The organism is Sphingopyxis solisilvae (assembly GCF_015475875.1).
Taxonomy (GTDB): Bacteria; Pseudomonadota; Alphaproteobacteria; order Sphingomonadales; family Sphingomonadaceae; genus Sphingopyxis; species Sphingopyxis solisilvae.
This window is the reverse complement of sequence record NZ_JADKYM010000022.1, coordinates 14056-29192: the sequence shown is the minus strand read 5'-3', so window position 1 is coordinate 29192 and position 15137 is coordinate 14056. Positions and strand designations below refer to the sequence as shown.

Sequence of the window (15137 nt, the reverse complement as noted above, 5' to 3'; positions counted from 1 at the left end):
TCCTCACTCCCTTTCTCCGATCAGCCGGGCGGCCGGAGCTATGCCGAGTTCCTCGGCATAGGCCGCCATCGGTTCGATCACCGACCGAAAGCTCGATCGGCCAAGCAGTCTGCGGCGCCACGTCAAAATGCCCGGTCTCGGCTGCCGCGCGAGCCCGAACAGGACGATGAAAAATTCTGCCATGAACAGCGCGACGTCGGCGTAGCTGAAATCGCCCGCGACGAAGCGGGTGTCGCCCAAATGCGAATTGAGGCGATCAAGATGACGGTTGACCCGCTTCGCGGCAGCACGCCGATCGCCTTGGCCAAGCGACCGATCGATCAATGCCAAAGCCGGCGGGAACAGAATCTCGTCCGACCAATGCTCCCATTGGCGCGCAGCCGCCCGCACGGGAACCGATTGCGGCCACAACGGCGCGGCTGGATAAGCATCCTCGAGATACTCGAATATCTGCGTCGAATCATAGATCGTCAGCGGACCATCGATCAGGACGGGAACTTGCGCCTTGGGATTGGCTGCCACCACATCGGGATGCTTGGGGTGGTATCCGGTGCCCAGTTCAAACGGCACGAATTCCCGGTCATAACGGATGGCCTTCTCGTGCAAGGCGATCTCGACCTTGGCCGAAAACATACTGAGGCGCGCAGTGAAGAGAAAAGGTCGTATAATAGAACGATCGATCGTGCTTTTATTTGGATTGTCAAGGTCATTCGGAAGCATTGTCAGGCCCTATCCAATATCGCTTGAAAGGCTTCGTCTGCACGCCTCGGCGCTTGTCCGTCATCCAGAATGGCCTTTGCCACTTGGTAGGAAAATATGACGCCCAAGAGTTCAAACACGATCTGAGTTGCCGCGGCCTTTCGTACAATCCCGCCCTCGCGTTGAGCCGCCGAGACTTTTTCGACTAGTAATGCACGCCACGCCAATTCGGATCGCGTCAGCGCGTCGCGAACCTCGCCCGGCCGATCACGAAAATCCTGGAGAGCAAGGACAAATGGACAGCCAGGTATTTCCTCATCTCCGTCCATCCACTGCATGAAACTGGACAGCAGCGAGTCCAACTGAGCGCGCGCACCCGCGAGGCCTAGCGCCGGCTCGACTACCTTGGCCCGAAACCTTTCGATCGCCCGTTCGATGATCGCCACCTGCAGTGCATCCTTGCTGCCAAAATGCGCAAACAGCCCCGATTTCGACATTTGAAGCCGCGCCGCAGTTGCACCCAAGGTGATCGCATCCAGCCCCTCGACAGCGGCTCTATTCAACCCGAAGGCAACGATACGATCGCGTGTTTCCTCGCCTTTTCCCATCCCCAAAAAATAGACCGATCGTTCTTTTTGTCAATGCGCCACGGCCATCCGGCAGGATTTGACGCAATCATGGCGGTATTCGGCGGAAGCAGTGACATGATGAATCTGCCAATTCGTGCGTTGATTCTGCCTGTGTTGGTTCGCGTCCTTTCGCTCCGCCAACATTGCCCTTACGATGGCATATAGATGTCTATCACGAGGATACCGCCATGCGTGACCATTTCGTCGTCGTATTCGCGCATGCCCGGGTTTCGCTTTTCGAGCTAAGCTGTGCCGTCGAAATCTTTGGTAGGTCACGAGCAGAACTGGGGTTGGCATGGTATGATTTTGCGATCGCTGCGGTCGCACCGGGGGCAATTGCCTCGCTGGGCGGCATCGAACTGAATGTGCCGCACGGCCTCGACGTCTTGATGCGCGCCGATACGATCATCATCCCCGCCTGGGACAGCGAATTATCTCCGCCCGGCGCGCTTGCCGACGCGCTGCTCGCGGCGTCCGCGCGCGGCGCGCGCATCCTTTCGATCTGCTCGGGCGCGTTTCTTCTCGCGTCGCTCGGCCTTCTCGACGGTCGCCGCGCGGCGACCCACTGGATGTATGCCGACAAGCTCCAGGCAGCCTACCCCGCGGTGCGGGTCGATCCCGACGTTCTGTACGTCGATGAAGGCGACATCGTCACCGCCGCCGGATCGGCCGCCGGCCTCGACATGCTGCTTCACATTGTGCGACGCGATCACGGAAGCAAGGTCTGCAATGCAGTAGCGAGGCGGCTCAACATCCCTCCCCACCGCGAGGGGGGCCAGTCGCAATTTGCGATCCGTCCGGTGGTGGAGCTCAAGGATTCGCGCCTGACGGGCGTCATCAAATGGATGCGGGAACATTCGGCCGAGGAAATGACGGTCGAAGAGCTGGCTAAAAGGGCCGCAATGAGCGCGCGAACCTTTTTCAGGCGATTCAAGGAGACGACGGGACAATCCCCCTATGACTGGCTGTTGATGGAGCGCATCGCCGTCGCACGAGAGTTGCTGGAGACCGGTCGCCTTTCCATCGATCAAACGGCATTCCATGCCGGATTCAGCAGCGCCGAGACGATGCGGATCCATTTCAAGCGCGTCGTCGGTTGCACACCCGCCGATTACAGGCGGCAGTTTTGCGGGGAAACCGCCATGGCTGTCGCCGCCGAATAGGACGCCTTCACCTGTCCGGCCGATTAATGCGGCCCGCGCCATGTTACGTGGCGATCCAAGCGACTGCGGCCAAGCCGTGCCGAGCATGGCATAATAGTTGGTCGAATTGGCCATTTTCTGCATGGCCCACAAGCGCCAAAGTGTCATTTTGGCCGTTGCGGAGATATGATCGTGATGGACAGCAGAAGAATTAGCGACGAAATTGCCGAGCGCACCGGCATCTGCCTCCCCGACACCAAGTTGGTGGCCGAGGCAATTGAGAAGGCGTATGCCAATGGCTCGCCGATGCTGTTTAACCATGTCATGCGCAGCGCACTTTTTGCGCACGCATTTACCGATCAGCGCCCCAATAGCGAAGATCGCGAACTCATCATTGTTTCCGCGGTGCTTCACGATCTAGGCTTGGCCGAACATCGATGCCCTGGCATCGAGCGCTTCGAAATCCGCAGCGCAAATCTTGCACGAGATTTTGCCGTCGAGCGGGGCATGGCGGGCGATCGCGCATGGCTGCTGTGGGACATCATTGCGCTGCACCCTTATGATTTCAACTTGCACAAGGAAGATGAGGCGTGGGCCGTGCAAATGGGTATACTCGCCGACGTTGTAGGAGCGGGTATCGACCTCATCGATCCTGCGGTTGTCGCACGCATCGTCGCCTGCTATCCGCGGCTGAACTTCAAGTCCGGTTTTTATCGGCTCCTCGCGAGCGAAGCGGCCACATCGCCGCCTCCGCCCTGCCATCCCGTCACGATGATCCGGTACCATGAATTGGGCGAGTATGATGTGCCGAATGCGCGCGACCTGATCGCCGGCGCGCCGTTCGACGATTGAGAGCAGATCCGGGTCACCCGTTCCGTCAGCCCGTCTCCGCGCGGTGCTCATATTCCATATATCGCGCCGTCGCTGCCGCCAAACCCGTGCCGTGAAGGCGCGATACGACGTGAAATGCGCCATCGATCCCGGCGCTGATCCCGCCTGTCGTGATGATCTTTCCGGTATCGACAAATCGCGCGCCCGGCCGCAGGTGGGCACGGGGAGCGAGCTCTGCAATATGGTCGAACATCTGATGATGGGTGGTTACCTCGAGATCGTCGAGCAAGCCAAGCGCGGCGAGGATGCGCGCGCCGCTGCACACGGACAAGATAATCTCGGCCGAAGCTGCAGCGTTCCCCGCCCATGCGATCAATTCTGGATCGCTCATGACGCGCCGGGTTCCGGCCCCGCCGGCGATGACCAGGATATCGGGCTGGCGCATCCCCGCAAAGGTGGCGTTGGGGACGACCATGAAGCCGTTCACGGCGCGCACCGGCGCACCGGTGGCGGCGACGATCCGGACGTCGAACAGGGCGTGATCGTGCAGCTCCGAAGCTACCGAAAACACCTCGAACGGCCCGGCGAAGTCCAGCACTTCGGCATCCTCGAAGACAAGTATCGCAACATCACGCTTCATGGCGAACAGCTTTCGGCTCGGGGATCGAACAGAATCGGATACGCGACCGCAATTTACCAGCCCTTCGCAAGACAAAAACCGTCGAGCTCCCATCCATGGATGCCGCCGGCCATTTTCTTGACCGGACGCCCGAGCGCTGCAAGCCGCGCCGCACCGCGCGACGCCCCGTTGCAATGCGGGCCGTCGCAATAAACGACGAAGAGCGTGTCATCAGGATAATCAGACAGCTTCGAGCGAATGATCTTGCCATGCGGGAGATTCACCGCACCGGGAACATGACCGGCGGCAAAGTGGCTGGGCGCCCGAACGTCGAGAAGGACGAAACCCGGATCGGCGGAGGCCATTGCCTCATGCACATCTGCGCAGTCGGTTTCGAAGGTAAACTCGCTCTCGAAGTGATGCTGTGCAACATCTGCAGGAGCAGCGGGAATCCGGGTCACGGCGTTGCGGGGCATAGTGGTCCTCTTTCGGCTAAGCTTCCCGCGCCTTGTCCAGCGTTATGCCCGCGCACGCCATGATAGCAATTGCCAACCCTCCGCAAATATTTGCCAGTCGCCTGCACGATAGTATGAAGGAAAGAAGGGCCTGGCCACTTGTCGCATCGTAGGCCGGGGCGCTCTCCAATCGAAGGAAGCCAACAACCGAGGCGCCGCGCATCGTGACCGCTTCTCTCCACATGTTTTGCCGACGGTACCGCCCGCGTGTGCCCCGCCATCGGGTCGCGCCCTGCATTCTGGCAATATCTTCCTTGCAATCGTCGGCCCCGACGGTCCTCTAAATCCGCAGCAACATTCATATGCCCTTACCTGGCGGGAGAAACGCTGATGATTGCGAGACGTTGGACAGGAACGGTGCGCGCCGATCGCGCGGACGCCTATATCCGGCTGATGAATGAGATCGCGATTCCGGACTATCGCCGGATCGCTGGGAACCTCGGGGCATTCTGCTTGGCCGCTCGGCGCGGCGACGCCGTCGACGTGACCATGTTGACCTTCTGGAAAGACATGACGGCCGTCCGCTCGTTCGCCGGGCCGTCGCCTCATGTGGCGAAATATTATGATTTCGACGCCGAGTATCTGCTTTCCATGTCGGCGGAGGCCGAACATGCCGAAATCGAGGCCGGCGAGGCGGCACCTGAGTTCGGGCAACTGATAACGAGGCTGGAGCCGACGGATCGCTAGTTTGGCAGGCTTGCCATACTCGGCAGCCAGACAGCGCGACTGCCCTACGCACCATATGGTTCGTGCGTCGCCCGATCGCGGGTTGTCAAACCGTAGCGGGCAAACAACTTGGCTTTTCAATGCGGTTGCTCTGCCGCATGTTGCGGCACATCCAATCGTGCGGCGTTTGCACGTGCGACTGGATGAACGGCGCTTGATCGTTGAACAGGGTGCCAGTCATAGGGTTTCCAGTCTTGCGAAAGGCGAACGCCAAGCGGCCTTTGGGGTCCGGTTGGGCGGTTGCGTAGATTTTCGGGCCGGCGATTTGGATAACTGCAATACCACGAGCCAGCCAGGCGCTGGACCGGAAACACTTGTTTGGTGCGATGCGATGGGAGCGCGGTGGTGAGCTGCCAAATCGACTATTCGCTGGACCCTGCGCGGATCGACATTCACGCGGTACACGCCTTATTGTCGTCTGCCTATTGGTCGCATGGCATCCCGTTCGGTACAGTTGCAAAGGCGGTTGCCCAATCCTGTTGTGCTGGCGCCTATGACGCCCAGGGCAGGTTGGTCGGTTTTGCGCGGCTCGTCACTGACGAGGCCACTTTCGCTTATCTTTGCGATGTCATCGTCGATCCGGCAAGGCGCGGACGCGGAATCGGTAAAGCACTGGTCGCCTTGCTGCTCGGCCAGGATTTCGTTCCGGGCTTGCGCCGCATCATGCTTGCCACCAGCGATGCCCACAAACTTTACGAACCCTTTGGTTTCACCAGTTTGGCGGCCCCCGCATCATTCATGGAAGTTGTGCGGCCCATGATCTACGGCATCCGCCCGTCTCACGACGCCATATCGCCTGAGCTCAATGAATAACGCGTGTTGCGTATATCGCCGAACGCGATCTGGGGCTGGCGAAAATAGGCACGCGAAGCGGACGCCGCCCTAACCGTTGGGACGGGCACCCCGGCGAGGCCATCACTGCAGCAGGATGTCCGGCTTACCAGGATGGCCCGCTCCTCAGAGTGTGGGTCAACCCTATGCCTCTGATCGCCGCCGGACAGCGCCCAAGGCGCGCCTTTCAGGACAATAGTTCGAGCGGGCAGAGTTGCCAAACACCAGGCGCGATCGGGGCATTCGTGCCCCTTCCCTCCCTGGCGTCAGTCACGTTCGTGGACGCGGTCGCGCAAATGATTTCCAACAACGGCTCGGGTCGGCACGAATATATTCTGCGCCCCCGCCTTGCTTGACAGACAGGCCGAGCAGCGGATCGCTGCCCGGCCGCTGGGATACGCCGACCTAGAAGTTGAGCTTCGTTCCGACAAAGAAGGACCGTCCAAAGACATCATAGAAGCCCGAGATCGTGTTCTGCGCCTGCGAGCCCGACGAGTTGTCCGGAACGATCGGCGGCTTGCGATCGAACAGGTTGTTCACGCCGATGTAAAAGTTCGCCTTCTCCTTGACGTCGAAGCTGAGCCGCAGATTGTGATAGCTTGCCGCCGGGATCTTCGGGAAGCCGGTCAGGAATGGACTGGCCTTGGTCTTGGGGATGTAGCGCATGCTGTAGGTCAGGCCGAACGGCCCCGACGAATAGACGATATTGCCAGTCGCCTGCCAGCGCAGGAAACCTTGGGTCGCGGTATCGCCGCCCGCATATCCGTCAAGCTTGGTGACCTGGCCGGTGGGCTGGGTCTGCTCTGCCTTGTCGTAAATCGTCGACAGCAGCTGCAGCATCAGCTGGCTTGGGTCATTCCCGATCGAAAGGCCAGGATCGAAGCTGTAGCGCGCTTCCACGTCGAATCCTTTGACGCGGAACGTGTTCACGTTGAGCAGCTGGTCATCGATCGCCGTCAAGGCGAAATTCCCACCGACCTCGGGGCGGAAGCTACGCGTAATGTCGCCGCAAAACTGCCGATCGACCGTGTCATAGCAAAGGTTCACCTTCGCCTGTCGGCCAACCGTATTGATAAAACCGTCGATCTTGATGTCGAAACGATCGACGGTGAGCGCGAAGCCAGGCAGGAAGCGCGGCGTCAGCACCAGGCCGTAGGTCCAGGTGTCGGCCTTCTCCGGGCGAAGATCAGGATTACCGCCGATCGTCCCGGCCACGCTCTGTTGCACTGACAGCGGGGGATCGTAATTCGCGGGAACCCCGTCCGCGGCGCAGTTCGCAGCGCGGGTGGCATTGGCATTCCGGCTCACCGCACGGCACGGATCGCTTACCGTTCCGAACGTCTGACCCAGCCCCGTGAGCTCGCCCGGGGTCGGCGTACGCACGGCGCGTGCCCGGATGCCGCGGAACCGAAGGCCTTCGAAAGGCTCCCATGTGCCGCCCGCCTTCCACGTCTGATAGCTGGACCCGCGGCTCGGATCGGAGAGACGATAGGCGCCTTCGAGCTCGAGCGTCCGGAAGAACTGCTTGTCGCGGAGCAACGGCACGACAATCTCGGCATAAGCCTCTTTCGTCTTCGTCTTGACGAATTCATTGTCACCGATCTGGTTGCCGGTCGTCAGGCCAAGGTTGATCGCCTCATCGGCATCCTGAAAGCCGGAGAAGGATCGATAATTGACGCCGAGTGCCACGCTGACCGGTCCGCCCGGCAAGGTGAATGGCGAACCCGAGACAAAGGCGTTGAAGTCGTGGAGCGTGCTGATGCCGCTTTGTCCGGCCGATACGGTGAGATAATCGATCTGGTCCTGCGTATAAGGCGCAAACGGGTTGATCGGCACGCAGCCTTGCGCACGCGCGCCCGGATCGACGCAGCGGAACTTGCCCGGGTTCGCAGGGTCGGCCTCGACGCGCAGGCCGTAGTAGAGCCGGTCGGTTGCCACAAGGCCATCGGTGCGGCTGTTGAGTTCGGTGCGGCCATAGACGTAGGAGGTCTCCCATCTCCAATCGCCCGCGCCGAAATCAAGATCGCCCTTCAGACCCGCCACAAGGCGGACAGTGTTTCGCTCGTTGGTCGCTCCGCGCTTCCCGAACTCCGAAAAGCGCTGCCACCAGTCGATCCCGCCCGCAATCTGAGCGGGGGTCAGCACCGCGCGCTGCGCGGCCGTGGTCGCGGCAAGAAAGAAGGGATTGTCGACCGGTATGGTGACCGGCACGCCGGGTGAACCGGGACGGCCCCCGAACAGGTTGGTGGTGCTCTGGAACGGCGCCGCCTCGATCGGACCATCGGTCGACGAGCGGCCGTAATTGAATTCGGCGAAAGCGGTGATCGCGTCACTCACCGGGTATTCGGCCTCAGCCGCGAACATCAGTCGCTTGGTCGGGATGGCGAGTGTTCGCTCGGGATTCCGATTAAAGCCGTCACGAGCGAGGTTGAAGGTCTGGAGCTGCCCGGTCTGGAGGTTGCGGGTCAGCTGGAGGGCGCTGGCGCCCGAGCCGAGGAAAAAGTTGCCGCCAAGCGCGACCGCCGACAGCGGCGGCACGCCGGTAAGCCCTGTACCCGGCGCAAAGACCGGCCCTTCCGCTGGATTGTTATAGCGAATATCGGTGCCGCAGACGTAGGTATCGGCGCAGCTGACAAGGCCCTCATAAGTATATTGGGCAGTCAGCAAAACATGGCCGCCATCGCCAAGCTCACCGCCGAACATCAGGTAAGCATTGCTGTTCTTGTTGTAGCCGCGTTCGGCGATGCCGAAGCTGCCACCCACCTCAAGACCGCGGAACCGGCTCTTGGTGATGATATTGACAACGCCGGCGACCGCGTCGGCGCCGTACACCGCCGAGGCCCCGCCGGTGATGACTTCGATGCGGTCGATATTGGCGGTGGGCAAGGTGTTAAAGTCGACTGATGGCTGCAGCGGCGTACCGCCGGGCGCGCGACGACCGTTGATGAGAACGACGCTGCGGACTGCGCCTAGGTTACGAAGATTTGTAAAATTGAGGCCCGACGCCGCCGCACCCGAGAAGGAAGATGTCGTGCGACCGTTTCCGAACGATGGCGCGAATTGCGGCATCGAGGTCACGATGTCGGCTATATTTTCATAGTTCTGGCGATTGAGCATCTCGCCGCCGATAACCAGCGTCGCGGTGCTGTTATCGAGATTGGATCGTGCGATTCGCGATCCGGTGACGACTATTTCGGTCGACGGCACGCTTTCTGCAGCAATGGCTTCACCCTTAGCACTGTCTTGGGCTTGAGCAGGCGCAGCCAGTGCCGCGGCAAGCGCCAGCAGCCCGACGCGGCTCGCGACCGACGGCCCGTGATTCCTGTTGTTCAACGCGTATCTCCCCTGTTTCAGCTTGCGTCGCGCCCAGTGGCGCGCACTGCCGTCCGCTAGATGATGCCGCACAACGCCGTTCAACCGGACTGAGGGAATAGGCCGATTGACACAGGTCAGCGTTCGCGAAGCGCGGCCAACGTCGTCGCCGCACGGTCGAACGACGCACCGTCGCGGGCTGATCGGTCGTCGAGTTAACTCTCCGGTCGGGAGCAAGGCCATGTGACGTGGCGAGAAAAAAGGGGCGGGAGGAAGTCCTCCCGCCCCCCCACCATCCTGCGCAAGGGACTAACTTTAACAGGCAGTGATTTGTGCCGGAAAAGCACTGCGAGGAACAAGCCAGCTACGGATTATCCGTTAGTGTTAACGCTGGAGCGCCACGCGGCGTTCCTGCGCAAACCCGGTTCGAACCTTCGCCGCCGCTTATCGCCCAGCCATCGGTTGCGCGTCAGCCTTCATGCGGCAAGCGTCATTATAAGCAGGTCTTTCGTCAATCGAACGCGGTTAACGGCGCTTGGATGCGGCGAGCGACGCTGGACCGTTCACCAACGCGACGCTCGCGAGAATAGGATAGCAAGCGCGTTGTTGAACGATCCGCTTGCACATGACCTTGGACGGGTGACGACACCCGCGAGAGCATCGTCCGTCATCGTGTCGTGCCCGCGTGCTTCGCTGTGCGCAGAAGCGTAGGACATTCGGGTCACTAGGTCCGGCACGAGCAGCACCCCCGGCAAGCGCGCGTACGAGCAAGAACTGCGATCGGAAGACCCACCAAGAGGATATGGCCGGCGATATCGGCCAGCAGGATGATCGCCGGTGGCGCCGATATCGGCGCAGCGGACAGCGGCACCACAATGGCGTTCATGACGAGCCAGAGCGCCACACCATACGCAGGTCCCGCAAGCAGCGGCTTGGCGCGAAGCCACGCAGGCACGAGCGCAAAATAGGCGAATGCCATCAATATACTGATAAAAAAATGCAGTCCGAGCCCGATTGCGGCGAAAGGCATGCCGCCCTCGAACGCACTGCGACCGAAAATGCCGCTCGCAATCACCTGGAGCACGGTCAATTGGGGGACGCCCATGAGCGTCCAGATTGTCAGAATGTAAACGATGTCGAGCGCGCCGGCGAGGAGTCCCGCAACGAGTGCGGATCGCCAACGCCAATCAAGGGTGGTATTCGTTTCTTCCGCCCGCGTTGCCTCATCCGTCATCCTTGACCCTCCCCTGAAGGTGGAATGCAACTTGAAGCGCGGAATTGGAAAGCCGGTTGAGGTGGTCGCTCCAAGCGAGTGGCCGAAGGAACCGCAGGGCGGCGAATCGACAATTGGTACGGCCCGGCGCCGATCGGCTACCCGCAACGCAGCGCCACTTGCTGGTCGTTGCTCCCTCATCAAGGTGGTCGATCACGATTCCTGGCTCGATATCGACCTGCACTTACTCGCGGAATGCGGGGCTTTAGGGGGCTATCAGCAGGCTCGAGGCCGGTATAACAGCCAGGCTCTATCGCCCGTGCAGGCCGCTATGGTCGTTGCACCGGATACGATTCATCGCTCAAACCGCGTCAACTCGGCCCGGAGGCTCTTGGCATAGACGCGCCCTACCCGGAGTTTCTCGCCGCCCGCGAGGCACGCAAACATGCCGTCGCCATCGCGCTTGAATTCCGTGACAATCGACCGGCGCACGATAGTCGACCGGTGGATACGAATGAAGACGTCGGGATCGAGCTTCGCCTGCAAGTCGCTAAGGGTGCTGCGCAATAGATAGGATTTTTCGCCCGTCCATATTCGCACATAATCGTCGTCGGCCGCGACCCAGCGTATATCGGCTACCGGCACTCTGACGAAGCCGGTCACATTCTTGCGGATCCAGAATTCGCTTTCGAAAGGAGAAGCCGCGTCCTCGCGAATCTTCTCGCGCAGATTGGCGATAATTTCGTGCAGTTCGTCGGTCGTTTTGGCCGCATCGCGGTCCTGAAGGGCGCGGCGCGCCCGGTCGAGCGCGACACCGAGCCGGCCAACCTCGATCGGTTTGAGCACATAATCGAGGGCATTATGGGTAAAGGCCTCGACTGCATGACTGTCGAAAGCGGTCACAAAAATAATCGCCGGCGCGATATCGTCCGGCAACTGCGCGAGATAATCGAAGCCGCTGCCATCGCGCATCCGGATATCGAGCAGCACAACATCGGGGCGCTCGCGAAGAGTCGCCTTGATCGCCTCGTCGCAACCGGTGGCGGAGCCGCATATCGCAACGTCGCGCATGCCGCCGAGCAACTGCTCGAGCCTTCGAAGTGCAAGCGGTTCGTCATCGACGAGCAGGATGCGCACCGCGGCTCTCATGCCCAAAGCGGGATCAGAAGCTTGGCCTCATACCGTCCGGGAAGCACAAAACCTGCCGTAAGCGAGGCCATGTCCCCGAAGCGGGCGGCCAGTCGTTCGCGAACATTGCGCAAACCAATGCCCGGGGCCCGGCCGGGAATGCCGGCTTTCGCCTGGTTGGAAATTTCGACCGCCAGGAGATCACCTGCGCGGTTAGCGGAAATCTTGATGACCGATGTACCAAGGTGCGTGGCGATGCCGTGCTTTACGGCATTTTCGATCAGCGGCTGCAAGATGAGACCCGGAACCGGCGCGGCGCGAACATCCTCGGCAACCCGGACATCGAGCTCCATATCGGGAAAGCGGACGCGTTCGATCTCGAGATAGGCATTTTGTAACGCGAGTTCCTGCTCGAGCGTCACATCGAGCGCGGGGTTCATCGCCAAGGTCAGGCGCAGAAACTCGGACAGGTGCTGAACCATCGTCTCGGCGAGCCGGTTCTTGCCATCTGCGACCAACGACGAAATTGAGTTCAGTGTGTTGAAGAGAAAATGCGGGCTGATCTGGTAATGTAGAGCCTGAAGCTGCGCGGCCTGCGCCAGGATGCGGGCCGTCGCCTCGCGCTGTTGCTGAACGCGCAGACGGGCGCCGTAGGAGATGGCCAGATAGAATCCGGTCCACGTCGCAAAGAACCAGAAGTGAAGCGCGAGTTGGAGGATCATCTGCGCCGCCGGCATGGCCGGCGCATCGCCGTGAATCAACCACACGGCGTAAGTGCTGCACCAAGCATAGGCATCGGCGGCAGCGGGCGTCGCTATCGCCGCGACAATGAGCTGTCGCCTGAATCCGGCGCGACCCGCCCACCACAGCAGGCGATGAACGGAGTAACATATTCCGACGCCGACGAGGTTGAGGGCAAGTCGCGGTAGGAGCAATTCGGCCCACCCGGCTTCGCCCCCTGCAATCGACATGAGTGTCATGATGGCAAAATTCGCTGCCCACAAAATGGCGGTGGCGAGAAGCAGCATGCGCTGGAATGCACCATCCGCGCGCAGTGCTGCCATCGACTCCGCGTTATCGTCTGGACGCGAGTTCAAGTTGGCCTGCATGCCACCGCCCTACTCTGATAAGCGAACATTTTCACCGACGTTCGGCAGGTTGGATTGGCCCCTCACCGCAAACGAATATCCTTTGCTCAGTTTTGCAACGGTCTCGCACTCGAGCTTTGCAGATCGCCAAAGTTACACGTCATCGGCAGAGGATCAAAGCGTACCCTGGATGCCAGCCAAATGTCCGACGCCGATGGACGATGTCAGCGGCGATCGGTCGGATCCACATTGAGTTGCGGGTCACCAATAGACTTGAGGAGACCGCCACCGCCGCAAGCCTTGGCTGGTCATCACGACACCGATACCGATACCGATTACCCCACCCACAATTTGCCGGCCAGATACAGGTCGAGTTCACGGCGAAACTCCGGCGATGCCTCGGGAAAAACGACTTGCATTCCCACGAATGCCGCATGCTGCAATTGCGCACGTTTCAGCGCTTCGTCCGGCAACAAGGCAAACTCGCCCTGAAACATCTGCACCAGCATTGCAATGCGAAGCGCGTCCGACTGCTGCACGACGGCGTGTGCATGGGTGTTGATTTCGCCCAGCCGGCGCATCTGCCGTTCCAGCCGATGGTCGAGCGTCGCGGCAAATTCGGCCAGCGACGCCCTGACGCGTCGCATGTCCGCCGCTTGCTGCATTTCGGCGATCGGGCCGACGGTGCTTTGCTGCAGCCAGCTGTCGGCCATGGCGCGGACGAAATCCTCGTGGCTCGCAAAATGATGGTAGAACGATCCGCGGGTCCGCCGCGCGGTCGCGGTCAGTCGTTCGATCGTCAGGGCGTCCGGCCCCTCCTGCCGCAATCCGGCAAGCCCGATCATGATCCAGTCCGCTTTGGCAAAGCGCCCGCGGCGTGACGAAGTCGAACGATCGCTCATCACGGCATCATCGCATAGATTTCGGCGATTGACAAACCATAACATATGGTATGTATTGGATCATCCTGATGCGGGAGATTGGTTGATGCAAATATCATGGCCCTTGATCGTCGGCATTCTTGCGGCGGCGGCACTCGTGCCGTCGGCAGCGCATGCCGATCCGAACGTCGCGCCCGAGCCTGCGACCAAGGCGCCGGCGACCGCGAAGCTGTTCGCGATCGTGTACGAACCCGGCCCCGTGTGGAAACGCGGCATGCCGCTTGCCCAGCAAAATCTTGGCGAACATGGCCAATATATGCGCCGACTGGCCGCGGACGGCGTCCTGATCCTTGCCGGACCCTTGATGACGTCGGAGGGCGGGCTGGTGATCCTCCGCGCCGACGATCTGGAAGCGGCGCGCGCGTTGATGGATGCCGATCCCGCGGTCCAGAAGGGCCAGTTTGTCGGCACGGTCAGCGAATGGCGCCCCGCCATCGACCCGGCCGCCCGCCTCAAAGGCGTTCTGGCGCCTCAGGCGAAGTGAAGATGTCCCGCGGACTGACCGCCGCTGTGTGACCGTCCCCCACCGCGTGGGACGGGCGGATTTTTTGGCGCATTGACGCCCCCATCGCCAGTGTTGGCCATAGATGGAACGAAGCGGAACCGGAGGCGACACTGGCGATGGAACGGCCTCCGGCGCCGGCGGCCGATATCGCAGCGAACTGTGCGACCGGAGGATGTTGTAATGTCGCCGCCAGGCCACGATCAGGATTCGGGTTTCGGCGAACGAGTAGAAGATTTCGCCATTGGGCAGTTCATTACACAGTGACCCGTTGAAGCTCTCGCAATGGCCACCGCGGCCCGCGCACCGTTTCAGGAGGCAGCTGAGCTCGCCTGCCATCTTGTTGGTGCGATGCTTCGATGCCTTCGCCTTGTCGTAGACCGCATCCCAGCAGTCGTCTTCGGTAAGATCGGCCAGAACCCTGGTCCCGAGCCGCGGCGCGATGTCACGCGTATAGATCACGTCCTTGTCGAAGATCGTGCGCGGTTTCAGCTTCGTGCGGTCGCCTCGGCGCATGGCGTCCATATAGATGGCATGCGCCGAAGCAACGGGCATCGCCCTCGCTTCGTCCGCTCGCTTGATCTCCCGGGGGTCCTCGCCGCGCGCGACCGCCCTGCTGAGCGGCACTGCCCACGCGCGCGCCTCATCAATCGAGAAGGCAGGGTAGCACCCCAGAATCTGCTCGACGGTTTTCTTGGTGCCAGCAACAACGCGCTTGAAGCGCCACTGCTTCCTAGCGAGGCCAGGGACGACAATAGCAAGACCGGGAACCTCCCGGTCGGACAGGGAACCACTCTTCAGCCGATCGATATGCGCGGGGGTCAGAATTACACTCTTGCTCATGACAACCTCGAGGTGATCGAGGCCATGAAACACTCGCGAAAATTCTCGCGAAAGTTGTGTCCAAACGGGTCCAAATCTGACGTGAGTTGTCCGAACAACTCACTTCTGGACAGGCAAA

General features: G+C 60.9%; 14 protein-coding genes and 2 pseudogenes. 5 read left to right on the top strand and 11 right to left on the bottom strand.

The features are described from left to right. Window positions 1–3: 3 nt before the first annotated feature. Window positions 4–720, bottom strand: a complete 717-nt coding sequence (locus IR187_RS13735; RefSeq protein ID WP_267463788.1) for a glutathione S-transferase family protein — start codon at window positions 718–720, stop codon at window positions 4–6. Between the two features lie 2 nt (window positions 721–722). Beyond that, window positions 723–1307, bottom strand: coding sequence for a TetR/AcrR family transcriptional regulator (locus tag IR187_RS13730; RefSeq protein WP_194955145.1), 585 nt, complete (start codon window positions 1305–1307; stop codon window positions 723–725). A 209-nt stretch (window positions 1308–1516) separates the two neighbouring features. On the opposite strand from IR187_RS13730, the gene ftrA reads away from it, so the two are divergent. Then, window positions 1517–2491: a transcriptional regulator FtrA gene (gene ftrA / locus IR187_RS13725; protein ID WP_194955144.1), complete on the top strand. Its 975-nt coding sequence runs from the start codon at window positions 1517–1519 to the stop codon at window positions 2489–2491. A gap of 165 nt (window positions 2492–2656) precedes the next feature. Then, complete coding sequence (locus tag IR187_RS13720; RefSeq protein ID WP_194955143.1) at window positions 2657–3322, top strand: HD domain-containing protein; 666 nt, start codon at window positions 2657–2659, stop codon at window positions 3320–3322. Window positions 3323–3347: 25 nt separating this feature from the next. Here the strand turns inward: IR187_RS13720 and IR187_RS13715 are convergent, their stop codons facing one another. Both IR187_RS13715 and IR187_RS13710 read right to left on the bottom strand, forming a co-directional pair. Further along, window positions 3348–3941: a DJ-1/PfpI family protein gene (locus IR187_RS13715; RefSeq protein ID WP_194955142.1), complete on the bottom strand. Its 594-nt coding sequence runs from the start codon at window positions 3939–3941 to the stop codon at window positions 3348–3350. 53 nt (window positions 3942–3994) lie between these two features. Beyond that, window positions 3995–4396 (bottom strand): rhodanese-like domain-containing protein, encoded by a 402-nt coding sequence (locus IR187_RS13710; protein ID WP_194955141.1) that lies wholly within the window; start codon window positions 4394–4396, stop codon window positions 3995–3997. A gap of 396 nt (window positions 4397–4792) precedes the next feature. Between IR187_RS13710 and IR187_RS13705 the strand changes: the two genes are divergently transcribed. Then, the gene (locus IR187_RS13705; protein ID WP_194955140.1) at window positions 4793–5122 is read left to right on the top strand and encodes an antibiotic biosynthesis monooxygenase; all 330 of its coding nucleotides are present in this window, start codon (window positions 4793–4795) and stop codon (window positions 5120–5122) included. 384 nt (window positions 5123–5506) lie between these two features. After that, a complete protein-coding gene (locus IR187_RS13700; protein WP_194955139.1) occupies window positions 5507–5974 on the top strand; it encodes a GNAT family N-acetyltransferase in 468 nt (155 codons plus the stop codon). Between the two features lie 423 nt (window positions 5975–6397). Here IR187_RS13700 and IR187_RS13695 read toward each other — a convergent pair whose 3' ends face one another. The 5 genes from IR187_RS13695 to IR187_RS13675 all read right to left on the bottom strand — a co-directional run bounded on the left by IR187_RS13695 (window position 6398) and on the right by IR187_RS13675 (window position 13635). Beyond that, window positions 6398–9325, bottom strand: coding sequence for a TonB-dependent receptor domain-containing protein (locus tag IR187_RS13695; protein ID WP_194955138.1), 2928 nt, complete (start codon window positions 9323–9325; stop codon window positions 6398–6400). 703 nt (window positions 9326–10028) lie between these two features. Beyond that, on the bottom strand, window positions 10029–10538 hold the full coding sequence (locus IR187_RS13690) for a hypothetical protein (RefSeq protein WP_194955137.1): 510 nt from the start codon (window positions 10536–10538) through the stop codon (window positions 10029–10031). 333 nt (window positions 10539–10871) lie between these two features. Continuing rightward, the gene (locus IR187_RS13685; RefSeq protein ID WP_194955136.1) at window positions 10872–11666 is read right to left on the bottom strand and encodes a LytR/AlgR family response regulator transcription factor; all 795 of its coding nucleotides are present in this window, start codon (window positions 11664–11666) and stop codon (window positions 10872–10874) included. Further along, the gene (locus tag IR187_RS13680; RefSeq protein WP_194955135.1) at window positions 11663–12709 is read right to left on the bottom strand and encodes a sensor histidine kinase; all 1047 of its coding nucleotides are present in this window, start codon (window positions 12707–12709) and stop codon (window positions 11663–11665) included. The genes IR187_RS13685 and IR187_RS13680 overlap by 4 nt, the downstream gene beginning before the upstream one ends. Before the next feature lie 359 nt (window positions 12710–13068). Beyond that, window positions 13069–13635: a TetR/AcrR family transcriptional regulator gene (locus tag IR187_RS13675; protein ID WP_194955134.1), complete on the bottom strand. Its 567-nt coding sequence runs from the start codon at window positions 13633–13635 to the stop codon at window positions 13069–13071. An 85-nt stretch (window positions 13636–13720) separates the two neighbouring features. Here IR187_RS13675 and IR187_RS13670 point away from each other — a divergent pair, with 85 nt between their 5' ends. Then, window positions 13721–14158, top strand: a complete 438-nt coding sequence (locus tag IR187_RS13670) for a YciI family protein (RefSeq protein WP_194955133.1) — start codon at window positions 13721–13723, stop codon at window positions 14156–14158. An 85-nt stretch (window positions 14159–14243) separates the two neighbouring features. On the opposite strand, the pseudogene IR187_RS13665 reads toward IR187_RS13670, so the two are convergent. Both IR187_RS13665 and IR187_RS17185 read right to left on the bottom strand, forming a co-directional pair. After that, window positions 14244–14467 (bottom strand): annotated as a pseudogene (locus IR187_RS13665) (integrase core domain-containing protein); the annotation flags it as partial. A 291-nt stretch (window positions 14468–14758) separates the two neighbouring features. Continuing rightward, a pseudogene (locus IR187_RS17185) lies at window positions 14759–15019 on the bottom strand (Arm DNA-binding domain-containing protein); the annotation flags it as partial. Between the last annotated feature and the right edge of the window lie 118 nt (window positions 15020–15137).

Coding starts and splice junctions, on each gene's coding strand:
- IR187_RS13675 (WP_194955134.1), bottom strand. CDS start 13,635: ATGAGCGATCGTTCGACTTCGTCACGCCGCGGGCGCTTTGCCAAAGCG.
- IR187_RS13720 (WP_194955143.1), top strand. CDS start 2,657: ATGATCGTGATGGACAGCAGAAGAATTAGCGACGAAATTGCCGAGCGC.
- IR187_RS13735 (WP_267463788.1), bottom strand. CDS start 720: ATGCTTCCGAATGACCTTGACAATCCAAATAAAAGCACGATCGATCGT.
- IR187_RS13715 (WP_194955142.1), bottom strand. CDS start 3,941: ATGAAGCGTGATGTTGCGATACTTGTCTTCGAGGATGCCGAAGTGCTG.
- IR187_RS13730 (WP_194955145.1), bottom strand. CDS start 1,307: ATGGGAAAAGGCGAGGAAACACGCGATCGTATCGTTGCCTTCGGGTTG.
- IR187_RS13680 (WP_194955135.1), bottom strand. CDS start 12,709: ATGGCAGCACTGCGCGCGGATGGTGCATTCCAGCGCATGCTGCTTCTC.
- IR187_RS13670 (WP_194955133.1), top strand. CDS start 13,721: ATGCAAATATCATGGCCCTTGATCGTCGGCATTCTTGCGGCGGCGGCA.
- IR187_RS13710 (WP_194955141.1), bottom strand. CDS start 4,396: ATGCCCCGCAACGCCGTGACCCGGATTCCCGCTGCTCCTGCAGATGTT.
- IR187_RS13685 (WP_194955136.1), bottom strand. CDS start 11,666: ATGAGAGCCGCGGTGCGCATCCTGCTCGTCGATGACGAACCGCTTGCA.
- ftrA (WP_194955144.1), top strand. CDS start 1,517: ATGCGTGACCATTTCGTCGTCGTATTCGCGCATGCCCGGGTTTCGCTT.
- IR187_RS13690 (WP_194955137.1), bottom strand. CDS start 10,538: ATGACGGATGAGGCAACGCGGGCGGAAGAAACGAATACCACCCTTGAT.